The sequence below is a fragment of the Pseudomonas sp. B21-053 genome (assembly GCF_026016365.1).
Taxonomy (GTDB): domain Bacteria; phylum Pseudomonadota; class Gammaproteobacteria; order Pseudomonadales; family Pseudomonadaceae; genus Aquipseudomonas; species Aquipseudomonas nunensis.
In genome coordinates, this window is sequence record NZ_CP087205.1 from 6,797,249 (window position 1) to 6,816,393 (window position 19,145).

The 19,145-nt window shown below is 60.2% G+C and carries 16 protein-coding genes; 7 read left to right on the forward strand and 9 right to left on the reverse strand.

The features are described 5' to 3' along the window. The first annotated feature begins 107 nt into the window (after positions 1–107). Both LOY68_RS30590 and glpT read left to right on the forward strand, forming a co-directional pair. Positions 108–1,085, forward strand: coding sequence for an NADPH:quinone oxidoreductase family protein (locus LOY68_RS30590; RefSeq protein ID WP_265041588.1), 978 nt, complete (start codon positions 108–110; stop codon positions 1,083–1,085). A gap of 286 nt (positions 1,086–1,371) precedes the next feature. Further along, the gene (gene glpT / locus LOY68_RS30595) at positions 1,372–2,721 is read left to right on the forward strand and encodes a glycerol-3-phosphate transporter (RefSeq protein WP_265041590.1); all 1,350 of its coding nucleotides are present in this window, start codon (positions 1,372–1,374) and stop codon (positions 2,719–2,721) included. On the opposite strand, the gene LOY68_RS30600 is transcribed toward glpT, so the two are convergent. The 7 genes from LOY68_RS30600 to LOY68_RS30630 form a co-directional block, all read right to left on the reverse strand. After that, a complete protein-coding gene (locus LOY68_RS30600) occupies positions 2,697–3,365 on the reverse strand; it encodes a gamma-glutamylcyclotransferase (protein WP_265041591.1) in 669 nt (222 codons plus the stop codon). The genes glpT and LOY68_RS30600 overlap by 25 nt on opposite strands. A 207-nt stretch (positions 3,366–3,572) precedes the next feature. Next, positions 3,573–4,541 carry a CDP-6-deoxy-delta-3,4-glucoseen reductase gene (locus LOY68_RS30605; RefSeq protein ID WP_265041593.1) on the reverse strand — a complete coding sequence of 323 codons (969 nt, stop codon included), beginning with the start codon at positions 4,539–4,541 and terminating at the stop codon, positions 3,573–3,575. After that, positions 4,541–6,007 carry a 4-hydroxy-3-polyprenylbenzoate decarboxylase gene (gene ubiD, locus LOY68_RS30610; RefSeq protein ID WP_054044650.1) on the reverse strand — a complete coding sequence of 489 codons (1,467 nt, stop codon included), beginning with the start codon at positions 6,005–6,007 and terminating at the stop codon, positions 4,541–4,543. The genes LOY68_RS30605 and ubiD overlap by 1 nt, the downstream gene beginning before the upstream one ends. A 69-nt stretch (positions 6,008–6,076) precedes the next feature. After that, on the reverse strand, positions 6,077–8,080 hold the full coding sequence (locus LOY68_RS30615) for an acyltransferase family protein (protein WP_265041596.1): 2,004 nt from the start codon (positions 8,078–8,080) through the stop codon (positions 6,077–6,079). Between the two features lie 150 nt (positions 8,081–8,230). Continuing rightward, positions 8,231–9,490 (reverse strand): transcription termination factor Rho, encoded by a 1,260-nt coding sequence (rho, locus tag LOY68_RS30620; protein WP_007942421.1) that lies wholly within the window; start codon positions 9,488–9,490, stop codon positions 8,231–8,233. A 243-nt stretch (positions 9,491–9,733) separates the two neighbouring features. Further along, on the reverse strand, positions 9,734–10,063 hold the full coding sequence (gene trxA / locus LOY68_RS30625; RefSeq protein WP_003177349.1) for a thioredoxin TrxA: 330 nt from the start codon (positions 10,061–10,063) through the stop codon (positions 9,734–9,736). Positions 10,064–10,183: 120 nt separating this feature from the next. After that, positions 10,184–10,891: a FadR/GntR family transcriptional regulator gene (locus LOY68_RS30630; RefSeq protein WP_163910735.1), complete on the reverse strand. Its 708-nt coding sequence runs from the start codon at positions 10,889–10,891 to the stop codon at positions 10,184–10,186. A gap of 256 nt (positions 10,892–11,147) precedes the next feature. On the opposite strand from LOY68_RS30630, the gene LOY68_RS30635 reads away from it, so the two are divergent. From LOY68_RS30635 to ppx, 5 genes are all read left to right on the forward strand, one after another. After that, complete coding sequence (locus LOY68_RS30635) at positions 11,148–11,933, forward strand: transporter substrate-binding domain-containing protein (RefSeq protein WP_054044657.1); 786 nt, start codon at positions 11,148–11,150, stop codon at positions 11,931–11,933. Positions 11,934–11,954: 21 nt separating this feature from the next. Continuing rightward, positions 11,955–12,623 carry an amino acid ABC transporter permease gene (locus tag LOY68_RS30640; protein WP_054044658.1) on the forward strand — a complete coding sequence of 223 codons (669 nt, stop codon included), beginning with the start codon at positions 11,955–11,957 and terminating at the stop codon, positions 12,621–12,623. Further along, entirely contained in the window at positions 12,620–13,270 is a 651-nt protein-coding gene (locus LOY68_RS30645; protein ID WP_054044660.1) for an amino acid ABC transporter permease, read from the forward strand. Before LOY68_RS30640 ends, LOY68_RS30645 begins: the two co-directional genes overlap by 4 nt. After that, the gene (locus LOY68_RS30650; protein WP_054044662.1) at positions 13,257–13,994 is read left to right on the forward strand and encodes an amino acid ABC transporter ATP-binding protein; all 738 of its coding nucleotides are present in this window, start codon (positions 13,257–13,259) and stop codon (positions 13,992–13,994) included. The genes LOY68_RS30645 and LOY68_RS30650 overlap by 14 nt, the downstream gene beginning before the upstream one ends. A 218-nt stretch (positions 13,995–14,212) precedes the next feature. Beyond that, entirely contained in the window at positions 14,213–15,715 is a 1,503-nt protein-coding gene (gene ppx, locus LOY68_RS30655) for an exopolyphosphatase (RefSeq protein ID WP_054044664.1), read from the forward strand. Positions 15,716–15,886: 171 nt separating this feature from the next. On the opposite strand, the gene ppk1 is transcribed toward ppx, so the two are convergent. Both ppk1 and hemB read right to left on the reverse strand, forming a co-directional pair. Further along, a complete protein-coding gene (gene ppk1, locus LOY68_RS30660; protein ID WP_265041606.1) occupies positions 15,887–18,109 on the reverse strand; it encodes a polyphosphate kinase 1 in 2,223 nt (740 codons plus the stop codon). A gap of 18 nt (positions 18,110–18,127) precedes the next feature. Next, positions 18,128–19,141, reverse strand: a complete 1,014-nt coding sequence (hemB, locus tag LOY68_RS30665) for a porphobilinogen synthase (protein ID WP_265041608.1) — start codon at positions 19,139–19,141, stop codon at positions 18,128–18,130. Positions 19,142–19,145: the final 4 nt, after the last annotated feature.

The following is a 19,145-nucleotide window of genomic DNA, read 5'->3' on the forward strand; positions in this document are numbered from 1 at the left end:
CGCGCAAGCACAAGCTTATGGCTGGTTATCAGGGTCGGGCATGCTCGTTGACCCAACGATTCACACACCTACACTTATCGGCCATCACTCCCAAAGGAATAGCCCTGATGAAAGCCGTGCTATGCAAAGCCTTCGGCCCCGCCGAATCGCTGGTGCTGGAAGACGTCGCCAGTCCTGTCGCGAAGAAGAACGAAGTCCTGCTGGACGTGCACGCCGCCGGGGTCAACTTCCCGGACACGCTGATCATCGAGGGCAAATACCAGTTCAAGCCGCCCTTCCCGTTTTCCCCGGGCGGTGAAGCGGCGGGTGTGGTCAGTGCCGTGGGCGAAAAGGTCAGCCACCTCAAGGTTGGCGACCGGGTCATGGCCCTGACCGGTTGGGGCAGCTTCGCCGAACAGGTCGCCGTGCCAGGCTACAACGTGCTGCCGATCCCGCCGTCGATGGACTTCAACACCGCCGCCGCCTTCAGCATGACCTACGGCACCTCGATGCACGCCCTCAAGCAACGCGCCAACCTGCAACCGGGCGAAACCCTGCTGGTGCTCGGCGCATCCGGCGGTGTCGGCCTGGCCGCCGTGGAAATCGGCAAAGCCATGGGCGCCCGGGTGATCGCCGCCGCCAGCAGCGCGGAAAAACTCGCCGTGGCCAAAGCCGCCGGCGCCGATGAACTGATCAACTACAGCGAAACCAGCCTCAAGGACGAAATCAAACGCCTGACCGACGGCCAGGGTGCCGACGTGATCTACGACCCGGTCGGCGGCGACCTGTTCGACCAAGCCGTGCGCGCCATCGCCTGGAACGGCCGCCTGCTGGTGGTGGGTTTCGCCAGCGGACGCATCCCCGAATTCCCGGTCAACCTCGCCCTGCTCAAAGGCGCAGCGGTGGTCGGCGTGTTCTGGGGCTCGTTTGCCCAACGCCAGCCCCAGGACAACGCGGCGAACTTCCAGCAATTGTTTGGCTGGTTTGCCGAAGGCAAGTTGAAGCCGCTGGTGTCGCAGGTGTATCCGCTGAGCAATGCGGCGCAGGCGATTAATGATCTTGGCCAGCGCAAAGCGGTCGGGAAAGTGGTGGTGCAGGTTCGCTAAGCCTGATGCAGCGATCTGGCCAGTAGACGCTACTGGCTGGATCGCTTCTTCTTTATATGAAGGACGTTTCCGCAAAAGCCGTGCTATTTCGAGCCGCTAGCCGCACGAAGCCCTATCGGTAACCTTTCCCACACCGTCCTTCACTTATATCTGAGCGACATGTTCATAAAGGAACACGCGATCTCCAACATTTCCGCTGTTTTGCCAATGCGAACCGGTGCTATTTTCGGTAACGAAACTGTAACATTCGCATCCGCAGTCAAAACAAGAAATCTGGAGCTCTTGAATGTTTGCTTTCTTTCGTCCTGCCGCACATCAGGCTCCATTGCCTGAAGAAAAAATAGACAGCACCTACCGACGCCTTCGCTGGCAGATCTTCGCCGGGATTTTCATTGGCTACGCGGGTTACTACCTGCTGCGCAAGAACTTCACCCTGGCGTTCCCGGACCTGATTGCCCAAGGCTATACAAAGGGTCAACTGGGTGTGGCGATGTCGGCGATTGCGATTGCCTACGGTCTGTCCAAGTTCCTGATGGGCATCGTGTCCGACCGTTCCAACCCGCGTTACTTCCTGCCCTTTGGACTGGTGGTGTCTGCCGGGGTGATGTTCGTTTTCGGTTTCGCACCGTGGGCGACGTCCAGCGTGACCATGATGTTCATCCTGTTGTTCATCAACGGCTGGGCGCAAGGCATGGGCTGGCCACCGAGCGGGCGGACCATGGTGCACTGGTGGTCGCAGAAAGAACGCGGTGGCGTGGTGTCGGTCTGGAACACTGCGCATAACGTTGGCGGCGGTTTGATCGGCCCGTTGGCGATTCTCGGCATGGGTTGGTTCAACGACTGGCACAGCAAGTTCTATGTGCCGGCCGCCGTGGCGCTGCTGGTCGCCGTGTTTGCCTTCATTGTGATGCGTGACACCCCGCAATCGACCGGCCTGCCGCCGATCGAGAAGTACAAGAACGATTACCCGGAAGGCTACGACGCCAGCCACGAAGAAGAATTCAGCGCCAAGGACATCTTCGTCAAATACGTGCTGCGCAACAAAATGCTCTGGTTCATCGCCTTGGCCAACGTCTTCGTCTACCTGTTGCGCTACGGCATCCTGGACTGGGCACCGACCTACCTCAAGGAGGTCAAGCACTTCGACTTTGACAAGACCTCGTGGGCTTACTTCCTGTACGAGTGGGCAGGCATTCCCGGCACGTTGTTGTGCGGCTGGATGTCGGACAAGATCTTCCGTGGCAACCGCGGCCTGACAGGCATGGTGTTCATGGCGCTGGTGACCGTTGCGACGATCGTGTATTGGCTGAATCCGCCGGGCAACCCGATGATCGACATGATCTCGCTGTTCGCGATCGGCTTCCTGATCTACGGCCCGGTAATGCTGGTGGGTTTGCAAGCACTGGAATTGGTGCCGAAGAAAGCCGCCGGTACCGCCGCAGGCTTTACCGGTCTGTTCGGTTACCTGGGTGGTTCAGTCGCGGCCAGCGCCCTGATGGGCTACACCGTGGACTACTTCGGCTGGGATGGCGGTTTCATTCTGCTGGTCGTTGCCTGCCTGCTGGCGATGGCGTTCCTGGCACCCACGCTGGGTCACAAGAACGTCGCCAGTCAAAGCCGCGATGCGATCGCCTGATCGTCTTTTAATTTGCAACGCTTGAGCCGCGCCTCCAGATTCTTGTCTGGCATGGCGTGGCTACGCAGGGCGTTGGCGGTCTGCTCGACATAATCGCGAGTGGTGCCGTAACGCCCGCAAGCGCTTTCGAATACCTGGCTCAGCACATGATCCGGCAAGTTGCCGGCATAGCTGGGCAGGTGCCGTTCCAACACAAATCCCAATGCCTGAACCTGACTTCCATCTTCAAGACGGCAGTTGAGCCAGTGCGGGCGATAGGACGGAAATGGCATTTCGCGCTGCCACAGCGCATAAAGCGACGCTTCGAGTTGTTCTTCAGGCAAGCGATAAGCGAAACCGCTGCAAGAGCCGCCGCGATCCAGACCGAATACCAAGCCCGGCACTTCAGGCGTGCCGCGATGTTCGTGGGACCACAGGTACAAACCGCGATGATAGCCGTGCACTCGACCGCGAACACGTTCAACCGCCGGGCATTCAGGACGCCAGATCAGCGACCCGTAGGCGAACAGCCAGACCGGCCCACCCTTGTGGCGCGCCATGGTCGATTGCATCGAGCTGAGCAATTGTTCGTGCGTAAGCTGCGGCCCAAGATCGAGCCGCGGCGGGTAAGCCAGGTTCAGAAAAGCAGATTCAATGGCGCTCATGGCGAATAGCGTTCAGCTCCCCGCGGATAAAGAATTACTTAATAGAACGCACCGCTGTAACAATAAGGCACATATGTTTTAAGGCAATTTAAGTGCCATGGCACAGTTCTTAAATAATTGCCTATATGACATATAACCTACCGGTATTTATATAAATCTATAAATACCGATCGGCTATATAGGGAGTTATAACGATCAGACCGCGGATCAAGATCGCGGCGCGTAGGCGAACACGTCCGCGCGCATTTGATGAGCATCCATACCCGCCTCGACCAACGCATCCAGCGTGCCGTAGACCATGGCCGGTGAGCCGCTGGCGTAGACATGCAGCAACTTCAGATCAGCAAAGTCCTCGCACACCGCCTCATGCAGCATGCCGCAGCGCCCTTCCCAACCGCATTGATCGCTGACGACTTTATGCAGGAACAGATTGGGCAGTTTCAGCCATTCGTCCCAATGTTCGATTTCATAAAAGTCTTCGGGACGGCGCACGCCCCAATACAGATGTACCGGATGCTTGAAACCGGTGGCGCGGCAATGTTCGATCAGGCTGTGGATCTGGCCCATGCCAGTGCCAGCTGCGATCAACACCAGCGGACCGTCCGGCAATTCCGCCAGATGGGTATCGCCGAAGGGCATTTCGATGCGCACCATGGCGTTGCGTTGCAACTGGTCGATCAGGCTCAGCGCACTGCTTTCGCGCGCCAGCACATGGATTTCCAGATCGCGCCCGGCATGCGGTGCCGAAGCCAGGGAGAACGCGGATTTTTCACCGTTCTCGCGCTCGATCATCAAGTACTGACCGGCGTGATAGCGCGGCGGTTTGCCGGCGGGTGCCCGCAGGTGCACCCGAAAGGTATCCCCGCCAACGTCCCTGCATTCAATGACCTGACACGACAAGCTGCGCACCGGCAGTTCTCCCAGCGCGAGCACGCCATCCCACAGCACGATGCAGTCTTCCAGCGGCTCTGCTATGCAAGTGTAGAACTCGCCGTGGTCACGCACATTGCCGGCCTGTTCGACCCGGCCTTCCACCAGCAACGCCGCGCAGACATGGCAATTGCCGTTGCGGCAGCTTTGCGGGCATTCATAGCCCAGCCGCCGCGCGCCATCGAGAATCCGCTCGCCGGGCAATATCTCAAGCACTGCTCCGGAGGGCTGCAAGGTTACACGCATCAATCTATTCCTAACTGATTCCAGATGGCATCGATCCGTTTGGTCACGGCTTCATCCTTGACGATCACCCGGCCCCACTCGCGAGTGGTTTCGCCGGGCCATTTATGCGTGGCATCGAGTCCCATCTTCGACCCCAGGCCGGACACCGGCGAGGCGAAGTCGAGGTAATCGATCGGCGTGTTGTCGATCATCACCGTGTCGCGCTTGGGGTCCATGCGCGTGGTGATGGCCCAGACCACGTCGTTCCAGTCTCGCGCGTTGATATCGTCGTCAGTGACGATAACGAACTTGGTGTACATGAACTGTCGCAAAAACGACCAGACACCAAGCATTACCCGCTTGGCATGCCCCGGATACGACTTCTTCATGGTCACGATGGCCATGCGGTACGAGCAGCCTTCGGGCGGCAGGTAGAAGTCAGTGATCTCCGGGAACTGCTTCTGCAGGATCGGCACGAACACTTCGTTCAGCGCCACACCGAGGATCGCCGGCTCATCCGGTGGACGGCCGGTGTAGGTGCTGTGGTAGATCGGTTTGATCCGGTGGGTAATGCGCTCGACGGTGAACACCGGGAAGCTGTCGACTTCGTTGTAATACCCGGTGTGATCGCCGTACGGACCTTCGTCGGCCATTTCGCCGGGATGGATCACGCCTTCGAGGATGATTTCGGCAGTGGCCGGCACTTGCAGATCATTGCCACGGCACTTCACCAGTTCGGTGCGGTTACCGCGCAGCAGACCGGCGAAAGCGTATTCGGACAGGCTGTCCGGCACCGGCGTCACAGCGCCGAGAATGGTCGCCGGGTCAGCGCCCAACGCCACGGAAACCGGAAACGGCTGGCCGGGATGTTTCTCGCACCACTCGCGGTAATCCAGCGCGCCGCCACGGTGGCTCAGCCAGCGCATGATGACCTTGTTGCGGCCGATCACTTGCTGACGGTAGATACCGAGGTTCTGGCGATCCTTGTTCGGGCCTTTGGTGACGGTCAGGCCCCAGGTGATCAGCGGGCCGACGTCGCCAGGCCAGCAAGTCTGCACGGGCAGCATCGCCAGATCGACGTCGTCACCTTCAATGACCACTTCCTGGCACACCGCGTCTTTGACGACTTTCGGCGCCATGGCAATGATCTTGCGGAAGATCGGCAGCTTGGACCAGGCATCCTTCAAGCCCTTCGGCGGCTCGGGTTCCTTGAGGAACGCCAGTAACTTGCCGATTTCACGCAGCTCGCTGACTGCTTCGGCGCCCATGCCCATAGCCACCCGCTCGGGAGTGCCGAACAGGTTGCCGAGGACCGGGATGTCGTAGCCGGTCGGGTTCTCGAACAGCAACGCCGGGCCTTTGGCCCGCAGCGTGCGATCACACACCTCGGTCATCTCCAGCACTGGAGAGACAGGGACATGGATGCGTTTCAACTCTCCGCGCTGCTCAAGCTGCTGCACGAAATCCCGAAGATCCTTGAATTTCATTGATGATGGCACCCGTAAAATAGGCGTACATCCTACCTGCTCTGCCGGCCGCTGGCAGCTTATCGCTGCTTACTTCGCCGCATTCACGTTGCCATTGCCGACTCTCGCTTGGGCCTGCAAGCGCTTGAACAGTGGCTCAAGCACCGGCGCCACGAGCCGTGCGCCAATCTCCGACAGGTGATTGTCGTCGGTATACAGCGAATGCCCGTCGAGCTCGACCCGGCACAGTCCCGCGTCATCACACAGCAGCGGCGCCGGATCCACCACGGTCACCCCCGGATTGGCAGCGGCCAGTTGCGCGAACAGTTGGCTGATAAAGGCCTGGCGCTTGAAGTGCTCGGTCACTGCCAAACCAACGTCATCGGTCGGGCGATGCAACATGGCCAGGCGCGTCAGGCGATAGGGCGGGCTGAATTGTTGCAGCGGTGCTTCCTTGACCAGCCAGACGCGATGCCCGTCATTGCGCAGTTGCCGAATCGTGGCCTGCAAGCCGTCAGCCAGACGCTGCTCGGCGGCGGGACGCTCATATTGGCCATGGGAATCACGCAGCGCATGGCCCAGATCGCCTTTCACATCGCCATAGAGATACAGGCTCCAACGCGCGACCAGCACCACATCGGCTACCGATTGCGGTTTCAACGCCTTCTCGACCCGGTGATTGAACCGGGCACATTGCTGATCGTGTTCAAGCCCTTCGACCGGAATGCAGCCCGGGGAACTGGCAAGGATCACACTGACACCATGCTGTTGCGCGCCATCGTCAAAGACCGGGATCAGCGCCGTGGCATGGCTGTCGCCCCAGACCAGGGCTTTTGGAGCCGTCGGCGCTGACGTTCCGTAGTGACAAAACAGCTTGTCGTCAGGGGTTTTGTCGTCGGCCAGACAACGCATCAGTTCCGGCCGCCACTCCTTGCCCTTGGCGTATTGCAACGCCTCATCCGACAAGCGCGAAGGCAAGCCATCGGTCCAGCGCAATGCCTGACCGGCCAGGCCGAGCACCAGCACGCCGCAACCGGCCGCGATCAGGATCTGCCGACGTCCCGCCAATAGGCGTCGCTCGCGGAACGGCGTCTCGACGAATCGCCACGACAGATAACCGAGCACCAGCGTGAGCAGAATCAGCCCTGCGATCTCCACCGGCCCCGACTCATCAACGCTGGCGTAACTGGCGAACACAAACACCGGCCAATGCCACAGGTACCAGGAATAGGAAATCAACCCCAGGCCCACCAGCACACGACTGGCCAGCAACCCACCGACCAGCGTCTGCCGATGACCGTTGGCCCAGATCAGCGCGACCACGCCAAGAGTCGGCAGCAGCGCCGCAGCACCGGGGAATGGCGTGCTGTTGTCGTAGGCGAACACCGCCAGCAGAATCAGCCCGAAGCCGAACAGGCTGACAGCCTGGGCTCCGGCCGCCGTGAGGCGCCACTGGCTTCTGGGCGCAACCGCCAACATGGCGCCGGCCAACAGCTCCCAGGCGCGCATCGGTAACAGGAAAAAGGCTTTTTCCGGGTGGTGCGCCACGGCCCAGACGCTAAGCCCGAACGACACCAGCAGCACACCGAACAATGCCAGCCGCCAGTGTTTGAGGCGGCTCGACAGCACCGTCAGCAGCAGCGGGAAGACAATGTAGAACTGCTCTTCAACCGCCAGCGACCAGGTGTGCAGCAACGGTTTGAGGTCGGAAGCCACATCGAAATAACCATCCTGGCGCATGAACAGGATGTTGGAGACGAACATCACCTGGTAGCGCACCGAGCGCCCCAGTTCCTCATAGTCCTTGGGCGCCAGCAGGAACCAACCCACCGCCAGCACCGCGAGAATCATCACAAACAGCGCTGGCAGGATCCGCCGGGCACGCCGCGCCCAGAAATCGACAAAGCTGAAACGCCCGGCCTGACGCTGGTTCCAGATGATCGAAGTGATCAGGTAACCGGAAATCACGAAGAAAACATCGACACCGACAAAGCCGCCGGTAAAACCAGGAACGCCAAAATGGAACAACACTACCGCGATCACGGCGATTGCCCGCAAGCCGTCGATATCCCTTCGATAAGCAAGTGTGCTCATAAACAGAAAATGCCAGTCAGATTAAAGTTCTGGGCTCGTCGGCCCATTTCGTTTGTTTACAGACCAACCCTAGTCGTAAACCTCCCCTTTTTTTTTGCAAAAAAAAATGGCGCCCCGAAGGACGCCATTTTTAGCGGTTGGAAAACCGTCTTACTTGCGCTTCATCGACAAGAAGAACTCGTCGTTGGTCTTGGTCGTTTTCAGCTTATCGACCAGGAACTCGATGGCAGCGATTTCGTCCATCGGGTGCAGCAGCTTGCGCAGGATCCACATGCGCTGCAACTCGTCGTCGGCGGTCAGCAACTCTTCGCGGCGGGTGCCGGAACGGTTGATGTTGATGGCCGGGAAAACGCGTTTTTCAGCGATGCGGCGATCCAGAGGCAGTTCCATGTTGCCCGTGCCTTTGAATTCCTCGTAGATCACTTCGTCCATCTTCGAGCCGGTTTCAACCAGCGCGGTGGCGATGATGGTCAGCGAGCCGCCTTCTTCGATGTTCCGTGCAGCGCCGAAGAAACGTTTCGGTTTCTCCAGGGCGTGGGCATCGACACCACCGGTCAGTACCTTGCCGGAGCTCGGGATCACGGTGTTGTAGGCGCGAGCCAGACGGGTGATGGAGTCAAGCAGGATCACCACGTCTTTCTTGTGTTCGACCAGGCGCTTGGCCTTCTCGATCACCATTTCGGCAACCTGCACGTGGCGGGTTGGCGGCTCATCGAACGTCGAGGCAACCACTTCGCCGCGCACGGTGCGCTGCATTTCGGTTACTTCTTCCGGACGTTCATCGATCAGCAATACGATCAGGTGAACTTCAGGATTGTTACGTGCGATGTTCGCTGCGATGTTTTGCAGCATGATCGTTTTACCGGCTTTCGGCGGTGCAACGATCAGACCGCGCTGGCCTTTGCCGATCGGGGCGCACAGGTCGATGACACGACCGGTCAAGTCTTCGGTGGAACCGTTGCCGGCTTCCATCTTCATGCGCACGGTCGGGAACAGCGGGGTCAGGTTCTCGAAGAGAATCTTGTTTTTCGCATTCTCGGGACGATCGTAGTTGATCGTGTCGACCTTGAGCAGCGCGAAATAACGCTCGCCTTCCTTTGGAGGGCGGATCTTGCCAACGATGGTGTCACCGGTACGCAAGTTGAAGCGGCGGATCTGGCTCGGCGAGACGTAGATATCGTCCGGGCCGGCGAGATAGGAAGCGTCAGCGGAGCGCAGGAAGCCGAAGCCGTCCTGGAGAATCTCCAGCACGCCATCACCGGAGATTTCCTCGCCGCTTTTCGCGTGCTTTTTGAGCAGGGAGAAAATCACGTCCTGCTTGCGCGAACGGGCCATATTTTCTATGCCCATCTGTTCGGCCAATTCGAGCAGTTCGGTAATCGGCTTTTGCTTGAGTTCAGTCAGATTCATATAGGAATGACGTAATCATTTATGGAGGGGGGGAAATTAAGCTTTTGGCTTAATGAGGCCGCGCCGCAGAGAAGGCGACAGGATCGCGTACTTATTCGAAAAGGAGTGCGTCGGCGACGGCTAGCAGGGGGCAGTGGAGAAACCAGTGCGGGGCCGAATGTACCACCTGAGTTTCGGAGCGTCTAGCCCTGAATATGCAAAAAGCCCCGCAATATGCGGGGCTTTTTTTACAACGTCGCCGACTTAGATGTTGGCGTCGAGGAATGCAGCCAGTTGCGACTTGGACAGCGCGCCAACCTTGGTCGCTTCCACGTTGCCGTTCTTGAACAGCATCAGGGTAGGGATACCACGCACGCCGTGCTTGGCCGGGGTTTCCTGGTTTTCGTCGATGTTCAGTTTGGCAATGGTCAGCTTGCCTTTGTAAGTCTCTGCAATTTCGTCCAGAACAGGAGCGATCATTTTGCAAGGGCCGCACCATTCAGCCCAGTAGTCGACCAGTACAGCGCCTTCGGCCTTGAGTACGTCGGCCTCGAAGCTAGCGTCGCTAACGTGTTTGATAAGATCGCTGCTCATGGAAGTCTCCAGGTTGTAAGCAAAAAAACGTGGCCCATCATAGCCGCCCTTCCCTCGTTCAGGAAGGTGCAGATGATTGAGTCTCGCTATGGTGGTCCATGAGTTTGGGTATAGCTCAAGTCAAGACGTGGCGGGAGCGACGAAGGCAATTCCGGTGCGCAGCGCAGCATTGCGCACATGTTCCTGCATCGCCTTCTGCGCGGCGGCGGACGAGCGTCGCGCCAGTGCGCGGAGGATTTTGCGGTGTTCCTGCCAGGTTTCCATGGCCCGCTCGGCCCGGATGAACGGTAGCTTCTGACTTTCCAGAAAGATGTCGGAGCGCGCCGTCAGGATGCTCAACATCGCCTGATTACCGCTGGCCAGCAGGATGCGCCGGTGAAATTCGAAGTCCAGCCGCGCCGCCGCATCAAAGTCGCCGGTCTTCAGTTCGTTGCGCATGGCAGCTACGTTGTCTTCCAGCGCATCAAGCTCATCAGTAGTCAGAGTCACGGCCGCCAGGCCCGCCGCGAAACCTTCCAGGGCATAGCGCAATTGAAAGATATCCAGCGGCGAAGCCTGGGCCGCGAAAGGCCAGCTCGCCGCTGCGTCGCCCCGGGGCAAATCCACCGGCGACTGCACGAAAACACCCTTGCCCGGCTGGATGCTGATCACCCCCAATGCACTCAGGGACGACAACGCCTCGCGCAATGACGCCCGGCTGACCCCCAATTGCACCGCCAGATCCCGTTGCGAAGGCAAGGCATCCCCCGGCCCGAAGCCCTGCTCGGTAATCAGTTTGCGGATAGCTTGCAGCGCCACTTCAGGTACGGCGCGAGAGATCGAATTCATGGTTTTTCAGACGAACCAGGCCAATGAACGGCTAGTTGTAAAGCTATTCGCCGCGTCCGGCAAGTCGTGCCCCACGGGGGTTCGGTGCGTCAACGCGATGCGCTATCGAGGTGCGAAATGCGACCTGACTGTTCAGACCAGTAAGACCGATCAAAACCAGCAAAACCGTGGCCTGCCGCCGCCTAATCCTGATGTTGGCATGGCCCGTGCTCTGTCGAACCGCAGAAATCACTTCTCGCCGATTCGGAGATTTGCCATGACCCAGCGTTACAGCGCCCTCCTCGCTGCCCTGTTTGCCAGCCTGATGCTGAGCCAGGCACCCGCCCACGCCGACGGTCTGGAGGATGTGGTCAAGCGCGGCACCCTCAAGGTCGCCGTGCCCCAGGACTTCCCGCCGTTCGGCTCGGTCGGCCCGGACATGAAACCTCGCGGCCTGGACATCGACACCGCCAAGCTGCTGGCCGACCAGCTCAAGGTCAAACTCGAACTGACCCCGGTCAACAGCACCAATCGCATTCCGTTCCTGACCACCGGCAAGGTCGACCTGGTGATTTCCAGCCTCGGTAAAAACCCGGAGCGCGAAAAAGTCATCGACTTCTCCCGCGCCTACGCACCGTTCTACCTCGCCGTGTTCGGTCCGCCAGACGCCGCGATCAAGGGCCTGGACGACCTCAAGGGCAAAACCATCAGCGTCACCCGTGGCGCCATCGAAGACATCGAGCTGACCAAAGTCGCTCCGGAAGGCGCGACCATCAAGCGCTTCGAAGACAACAACTCGACCATCGCCGCCTACCTCGCCGGCCAGGTTGACCTGATCGCCAGCGGCAACGTGGTGATGGTCGCCATCAGCGAGAAAAACCCGAAACGCGTGCCGGCACTGAAAGTGAAGCTCAAGGACTCGCCGGTCTACGTCGGCGTGAACAAGAACGAGCCGGCGCTGCTGGACAAGGTCAACCAGATCCTCGCCACCGCCAAGACCGACGGTTCGCTGGAGAAAAACGCCCTGACCTGGCTGAAAGAGCCGCTGCCGGCCGATCTCTGATCGTCGCGCAGGAGACTATTTATGGCTTACCAGTTCGATTTTCTTCCGGTGGTGCAAAACACCGACCTGCTGTTGCGCGGTGCGCTGTTCACCCTTGAACTGACGGCCATCGGCGCGGTGTTCGGGGTGGGCCTGGGCATCGTCGGGGCGCTGGTGCGGGCGTGGAACATCCGCCCGTTCTCGGCGATCTTCGGCGTGTACGTCGAGCTGATCCGCAACACGCCGTTCCTGGTGCAGTTGTTCTTCATCTTCTTCGGTCTGCCGTCCCTGGGCGTGCAGATTTCCGAATGGCAGGCAGCGGTGCTGGCGATGGTGATCAACCTCGGGGCTTATTCGACCGAGATCATCCGCGCCGGCATCCAGGCGATCCCCCGGGGTCAGCTGGAAGCCGCCGCCGCGCTGGCGATGAGTCGTTTCGAAGCCTTCCGCCACGTGGTCTTGCTGCCAGCGCTGGGCAAAGTCTGGCCGGCGCTGAGCAGCCAGATCATCATCGTCATGCTCGGTTCGGCGGTGTGTTCGCAGATCGCCACCGAAGAATTGAGCTTCGCCGCCAACTTCATCCAGTCGCGCAACTTCCGCGCCTTTGAAACCTACGCGCTGACCACGCTGATCTACCTGTGCATGGCGCTGATGATCCGCCAACTGCTGAACTGGATCGGCCGACGCTATATTTCGCGGAGCAGCCAATGAGCGATTTCACTTTTTGGGACATCCTGCGCAACCTGCTCACAGGCCTGCAATGGACCCTGGCACTGTCGCTGGTGGCGTTTATCGGCGGTGGCGTGATCGGTTTGTTGATCATGGTCATGCGCATTTCGAAAAAGACTTTCCCCCGCAGCTTCGCCCGCACTTACATCGAACTGTTCCAGGGCACGCCGCTGCTGATGCAGTTGTTCCTGGTGTTTTTCGGCGTGGCGTTGGCCGGCGTGGAGATTTCACCGTGGATGGCGGCGGCGGTGGCGTTGACGCTGTTTACCAGCGCTTACCTGGCGGAGATCTGGCGCGGCTGCGTCGATTCGATTCCCAACGGCCAGTGGGAAGCTTCGTCGAGCCTGGCGCTCAACCCGCTGGAGCAATTGCGCTACGTGATCCTGCCGCAAGCCCTGCGCATCGCCGTGGCGCCGACCGTGGGCTTCTCGGTGCAGGTGGTCAAAGGCACCGCCGTCACCTCGATCATCGGCTTCACCGAACTGACCAAGACCGGCGGGATGCTCGCCAACGCGACCTTCGAACCGTTCATGGTCTACGGCCTCGTCGCCCTCGGTTACTTCCTGCTCTGCTACCCCTTGTCCCTCAGTGCGCGCTACCTGGAAAGGAGACTGCATGCCTCTGCTTAGAATTTCGGCCCTGCATAAATATTACGGCGACCACCACGTGCTCAAAGGCATCGACCTGAGTGTCGAGGAAGGCCAAGTCGTGGCGATCATCGGCCGCAGCGGCTCGGGCAAATCCACCTTGCTGCGCACCCTCAACGGTTTGGAGTCGATCAACGATGGCGTGATCGAAGTCGACGGCGAATACCTCGACGCCGCCCGCGCCGACCTGCGCAGCTTGCGGCAGAAAGTCGGAATGGTGTTCCAGCAGTTCAACCTGTTCCCGCACCTGACCGTGGGCGAGAACGTGATGCTGGCGCCGCAAGTGGTGCAGAAAGTGCCCAAGGCGAAAGCGGCGGAGCTGGCGCGGCAGATGCTGGAGCGAGTCGGACTGGGGGAGAAGTTTGATGCGTTCCCCGATCGCTTGTCCGGCGGCCAACAGCAACGCGTGGCGATTGCCCGTGCCTTGGCGATGTCGCCGAAGGTGTTGCTGTGCGACGAGATCACCTCGGCGCTGGACCCGGAACTGGTCAACGAAGTGCTGAGCGTGGTTCGGCAACTGGCCAAGGAAGGGATGACGCTGATCATGGTGACCCATGAGATGAGGTTTGCCCGAGAGGTTGGGGATAAGCTGGTGTTCATGCATCAGGGCAAGGTGCATGAGGTCGGGGATCCGAAAATTCTGTTCGCGAATCCGCAGACGCCGGAACTGGCGAATTTTATCGGGACGGTTGAAGCGGCGGGCTGAAGGATTTTCAGCGCTCTCGAAGCCGCCTTCGCGAGCAGGCTCGCTCCCACAGTAGATTTTGGTGCTCATGCAATCCCTGTGGGAGCGAGCCTGCTCGCGAATGACCGCGCAGCGGTCACTGACTTTCCTGTGTTGGATCAAGGCTTTGAACGCTACGCGTTGGCGCCAGCCTTTGATCGTGGCACGATGTCCGGGTTATCGACCGAGACCCCCTGACCATGCCGCAATCCCAAGCCAAGAATCTGTCCCTGATCGCCGCAATCGACCTGGGCTCCAACAGCTTTCACATGGTCGTGGCCAAGGCCCAGAACGGCGAAATCCGTATTCTTGAGCGCCTCGGCGAAAAGGTCCAACTGGCCGCCGGCATCGACGATGAGCGCCAGCTGAACGAAGAATCCATGCAACGCGGGCTTGATTGCCTGAAGCGCTTTGCCCAACTGATCAACGGTATGCCGCCCGGCGCCGTGCGGATCGTCGGCACCAACGCCTTGCGTGAAGCGCGTAACCGCGCCGAATTCATCCGCCGCGCCGAAGAAATCCTCGGCCATCCCGTGGAAGTCATCTCCGGCCGTGAAGAAGCGCGCCTGATCTACCTCGGCGTCTCCCACACCCTCGCCGACACCCCGGGCAAGCGCCTGGTGGCCGACATCGGCGGCGGCAGTACCGAATTCATCATCGGCCAGCGCTTCGAGCCGCTGCTGCGCGAAAGCCTGCAAATGGGCTGCGTCAGCTACACCCAGCGCTATTTCAAGGACGGCAAGGTCACCCCGGCCCGTTACGCCCAGGCGTACACGGCAGCGCGGCTGGAGATCATGAGCATCGAGCACGCCCTGCACCGCCTGACGTGGGATGAAGCCATCGGCTCCTCCGGCACCATCCGCGCCATTGGCCTGGCGCTGAAGGCCGGCGGACACGGCACCGGCGAAGTGAACGCGACTGGCCTGGCCTGGCTCAAGCGCAAGCTGATCAAGCTCGGTGATGTCGAGAAAATCGACTTCGAAGGCATCAAGCCTGACCGTCGCGCAATCTTTCCGGCGGGCCTGGCGATTCTCGAAGCGATCTTCGACGCCCTCGAACTGCAACGTATGGATCACTGTGAAGGCGCTCTGCGCGAAGGCGTGCTCTACGACCTGCTGGGCCGTCATCATCACGAAGACGTGCGTGAGCGCACCCTCAGCTCGCTGATGGAGCGTTACCACGTTGATCTGGAGCAAGCGGCGCGGGTTGAACGCAAAGCGCTGCATGCCTTCGATCAAGTGGCCGAGGACTGGGACCTCGACGACGGCGTCTGGCGCGAGTTGCTGGGCTGGGCCGCGAAGGTCCATGAAGTGGGCCTGGACATCGCCCACTATCACTACCACAAGCACGGCGCCTACCTGATCGAGCACTCGGACCTGGCCGGTTTCTCCCGCGAAGACCAGCAAATGCTCGCGCTGCTGGTGCGTGGTCACCGCCGCAATATTCCCCGGGACAAGTTTGCGGATTTCGGCAGTGATGGCAGCAAGCTGATTCGCCTGTGCGTGCTGCTGCGCTTTGCGATCCTGTTCCACCACATCCGCGGCACCCAGGAAATGCCTCAGGTCACCTTGCGTGCCAACGGCGACAGCCTGGACGTGCTGTTCCCGGCCAACTGGCTGGACGAGAACCAACTGACCCAGGCCGACTTCGCGCTGGAAGCGGAATGGCTGACGCGGGTTGGGTTCACGCTTAACGTCCGCTGAAAACGAAAAAAGGCCTTCTTCGGAAGGCCTTTTTTATGTCCGCGATTCAGCGGTCAATGCAATTCCCCTTGTGGGAGCGGGCTTGCTCGCGAATGCAGCGTGTCAGTCGACATCTCTATTGACTGACACTCCGCTTTCGCGAGCAAGCCCGCTCCCACAGGTATTGCGGTGTTAACGCACGGCCAGGATCGGGCTACCCAACCGCTCCAGCAAAGTAGCCTGGGCGCTGCGCGGGTTCTGGTTGCCGGTCGGGGTGTTGCGGATGTAGCGACCGTCCGACTGCAGGCTCCAGCTGTGGGTGTTATCGGTGAGATAAAGCTCCAGCTCTTTCTTGACCCGCATGATCAGCTTCTTGCCTTCGACCGGGAAGCAAGTCTCGACGCGCTTGTCGAGGTTGCGCTCCATCCAGTCCGCACTGGAAAGGAACATCTGCTCTTCGCCGCCATTGAGGAAGTAGAAGACCCGGGTGTGTTCCAGGAAGCGGCCGATGATCGAGCGCACGTGGATGTTGTGGGACACCCCCGGAATGCCCGGACGCAGGCAGCACATGCCGCGCACTACCAGATCGATGCGCACCCCGGACTGACTGGCCTTGTACAGCGCGCGGATGATCTTCGGATCGGTCAGCGAGTTGAACTTGGCGATGATGTGCGCCGGTTTGCTCTCGAGGGCGAACTGCGTCTCCCGGGCAATCATGTCGAGCATGCCCTTCTTCAGTGTGAACGGCGCGTGCAGCAGCTTCTTCATCCGCAGGGTCTTGCCCATGCCGATCAACTGGCTGAACAATTTGCCGACGTCTTCGCACAACGCGTCATCCGAGGTCAGCAAGCTGTAGTCGGTGTACAGACGGGCGTTGGCCGCGTGGTAGTTGCCAGTGCCCAAGTGCGCGTAGCGGACGATCTCACCGGCTTCGCGACGCAGGATCAGCATCATCTTGGCGTGGGTCTTGAAGCCGACCACGCCGTAGATCACCACCGCGCCGGCCGCTTGCAGGCGGCTGGCCAGTTGCAGGTTGGACTCTTCGTCGAACCGCGCCCGCAACTCGATCACCGCCGTGACTTCCTTGCCGTTACGCGCGGCATCCACCAGCGCATCGACGATTTCCGAGTTGGCGCCGGAGCGGTACAACGTCTGGCGCACCGCCAATACATGCGGGTCCTTGGCAGCCTGACGCAGCAAATCGACTACCGGGGTGAACGACTCGAACGGGTGCAACAGCAGGATGTCCTGCTTGCTGATCACGCTGAAAATGTTCTCGCTGTTCTGCAGCAGTTTCGGGATCTGCGGCGTGAACGGCAGGTATTGCAACGCACGCTGACTGTCCAGGCCGGTGATGCTGAACAGACGGGTCAGGTTGACCGGGCCGTTGACCTGATACAGCTCGGTCTCGTGCAGGTTGAACTGCTTGAGCAAGTAGTCGGACAGGTGTTTCGGGCAAGTGTCGGCGACTTCCAGGCGCACCGCATCACCGTAGCGACGGGAGAACAACTCGCCGCGCAGGGCGCGGGCCAGGTCTTCCACGTCTTCGGTATCGACCGCCAGGTCGGCGTTTCGGGTCAGGCGGAACTGATAGCAGCCTTTCACCTTCATGCCCTGGAACAGGTCGTCGGCGTGGGCGTGGATCATCGACGACAGGAACACGTAGTTGTCGCCAGGGCCACCGACTTCTTCCGGAACCTTGATCACACGGGGCAGCAAACGCGGCGCCGGGATGATGGCCAGGCCAGAGTCGCGACCGAAGGCGTCGATGCCTTCGAGCTCGACGATGAAGTTCAGGCTCTTGTTCACCAGCAACGGGAACGGGTGCGTCGGGTCGAGGCCGATCGGGGTGATGATCGGCGCGATCTCGTCGCGGAAATAGCGGCGCACCCAGGTTTTGATCTTGGTCGTCCAGTGACGGCGACGGATGAAGCGGACCTGATGTTTCTCCAGCTCCGGCAACAGGATGTCGTTGAGGATCGCGTACTGGCGGTCCACATAACCGTGCACCAGCTCGCTGATGCGGGCCAGGGCCTGGTGCGGTTGCAGGCCATCAGCGCCAGCCTGTTCACGGGCGAAGGTGATCTGTTTCTTCAGGCCGGCCACGCGAATCTCGAAGAACTCGTCCAGGTTGCTGGAGAAGATCAGCAGGAATTTCAGCCGTTCCAGCAACGGGTAGGACTCATCCAGCGCCTGCTCCAGCACGCGGATGTTGAACTGCAGTTGCGAGAGCTCGCGATGGATGTACAGGCTGCTGTCATCCAGGCCGGGAATGGCAATCGCCGGGACTGCGGGCGCAGCCTCGATGACCACCGCGGGTGGAGTAGGCTCCAGCTCCGGCGGTGTTTCGGCGATTTGCTCGACCACGGCTTGAGCTTCCTTTACTGCAACTTCAGAGAGTCCTTCGGTATTCATCGAATGTTCCTGGGAGGGCTATTTTTGCTCTCGTAACAATTGGGCAGCGCGCACGGCAAAATAAGTCAGGATGCCATCTGCGCCTGCACGTTTAAAAGCGGTCAGGGATTCGAGGATAACCCCTTCGCTCAACCAGCCATTCTGGATCGCCGCCATGTGCATGGCGTATTCGCCGCTGACTTGGTAAACAAACGTCGGCACTTTGAATTCTTCTTTGACCCGGTAAAGGATGTCCAGATACGGCATGCCTGGCTTGACCATGACCATGTCCGCGCCTTCTGACAAGTCCGCCGCCACTTCGTGCAGGGCTTCGTTGCTGTTGGCCGGGTCCATCTGATAGGAGGCCTTGTTGGCCTTGCCCAGGTTCAGCGCCGAACCCACCGCATCGCGGAACGGGCCGTAATAGGCGCTGGCGTACTTGGCCGAGTAAGCCATGATCCGCACATTCACGTGATCGGCCAGTTCAAGGGCTTCGCGGATCGCCTGGATGCGACCGTCCATCATGTCCGACGGCGCCACTACCTGAGCGCCGGCTGCGGCGTGGGACAGGGCCTGCTTGACCAGTGCGTCGACGGTAATGTCGTTCTGCACGTAGCCTTCTTCGTCGAGGATACCGTCCTGGCCGTGGGTAGTGAACGGGTCCAGGGCCACGTCAGTGATCACGCCGAGTTCCGGGAAGCGATCACGCAGCGCACGAGTGGCGCGCTGGGCAATACCCTCTGGATTCCAGGCTTCGGCGGCGTCCAGCGATTTGAGTTCCGGCGGCGTCACCGGGAACAGCGCCACAGCCGGAATCCCCAGCTCGACCCACTTGGCCGCTTCTTCGAGCAACAGATCGATGGTCAGGCGTTCGACGCCCGGCATAGATGCCACCGCTTCGCGACGGTTTTCACCGTCCAGCACAAACACCGGCAGGATCAGGTCATCGACGGTCAAAACGTTTTCACGGACCAGTCGACGCGAAAAATCATCACGGCGGTTGCGACGCAGGCGGGTTGCAGGGAACAAACGGTTGGCGGGGGTAAAGCTCACGGCA

What these genes read in the sequence shown, in the direction of transcription:
- LOY68_RS30590 (WP_265041588.1), top strand. Translation starts at nt 108, where the DNA reads ATGAAAGCCGTGCTATGCAAAGCCTTCGGCCCCGCCGAATCGCTGGTG.
- glpT (WP_265041590.1), top strand. Translation starts at nt 1,372, where the DNA reads ATGTTTGCTTTCTTTCGTCCTGCCGCACATCAGGCTCCATTGCCTGAA.
- LOY68_RS30600 (WP_265041591.1), bottom strand. Translation starts at nt 3,365, where the DNA reads ATGAGCGCCATTGAATCTGCTTTTCTGAACCTGGCTTACCCGCCGCGG.
- LOY68_RS30605 (WP_265041593.1), bottom strand. Translation starts at nt 4,541, where the DNA reads ATGCGTGTAACCTTGCAGCCCTCCGGAGCAGTGCTTGAGATATTGCCC.
- ubiD (WP_054044650.1), bottom strand. Translation starts at nt 6,007, where the DNA reads ATGAAATTCAAGGATCTTCGGGATTTCGTGCAGCAGCTTGAGCAGCGC.
- LOY68_RS30615 (WP_265041596.1), bottom strand. Translation starts at nt 8,080, where the DNA reads ATGAGCACACTTGCTTATCGAAGGGATATCGACGGCTTGCGGGCAATC.
- rho (WP_007942421.1), bottom strand. Translation starts at nt 9,490, where the DNA reads ATGAATCTGACTGAACTCAAGCAAAAGCCGATTACCGAACTGCTCGAA.
- trxA (WP_003177349.1), bottom strand. Translation starts at nt 10,063, where the DNA reads ATGAGCAGCGATCTTATCAAACACGTTAGCGACGCTAGCTTCGAGGCC.
- LOY68_RS30630 (WP_163910735.1), bottom strand. Translation starts at nt 10,891, where the DNA reads ATGAATTCGATCTCTCGCGCCGTACCTGAAGTGGCGCTGCAAGCTATC.
- LOY68_RS30635 (WP_054044657.1), top strand. Translation starts at nt 11,148, where the DNA reads ATGACCCAGCGTTACAGCGCCCTCCTCGCTGCCCTGTTTGCCAGCCTG.
- LOY68_RS30640 (WP_054044658.1), top strand. Translation starts at nt 11,955, where the DNA reads ATGGCTTACCAGTTCGATTTTCTTCCGGTGGTGCAAAACACCGACCTG.
- LOY68_RS30645 (WP_054044660.1), top strand. Translation starts at nt 12,620, where the DNA reads ATGAGCGATTTCACTTTTTGGGACATCCTGCGCAACCTGCTCACAGGC.
- LOY68_RS30650 (WP_054044662.1), top strand. Translation starts at nt 13,257, where the DNA reads ATGCCTCTGCTTAGAATTTCGGCCCTGCATAAATATTACGGCGACCAC.
- ppx (WP_054044664.1), top strand. Translation starts at nt 14,213, where the DNA reads ATGCCGCAATCCCAAGCCAAGAATCTGTCCCTGATCGCCGCAATCGAC.
- ppk1 (WP_265041606.1), bottom strand. Translation starts at nt 18,109, where the DNA reads ATGAATACCGAAGGACTCTCTGAAGTTGCAGTAAAGGAAGCTCAAGCC.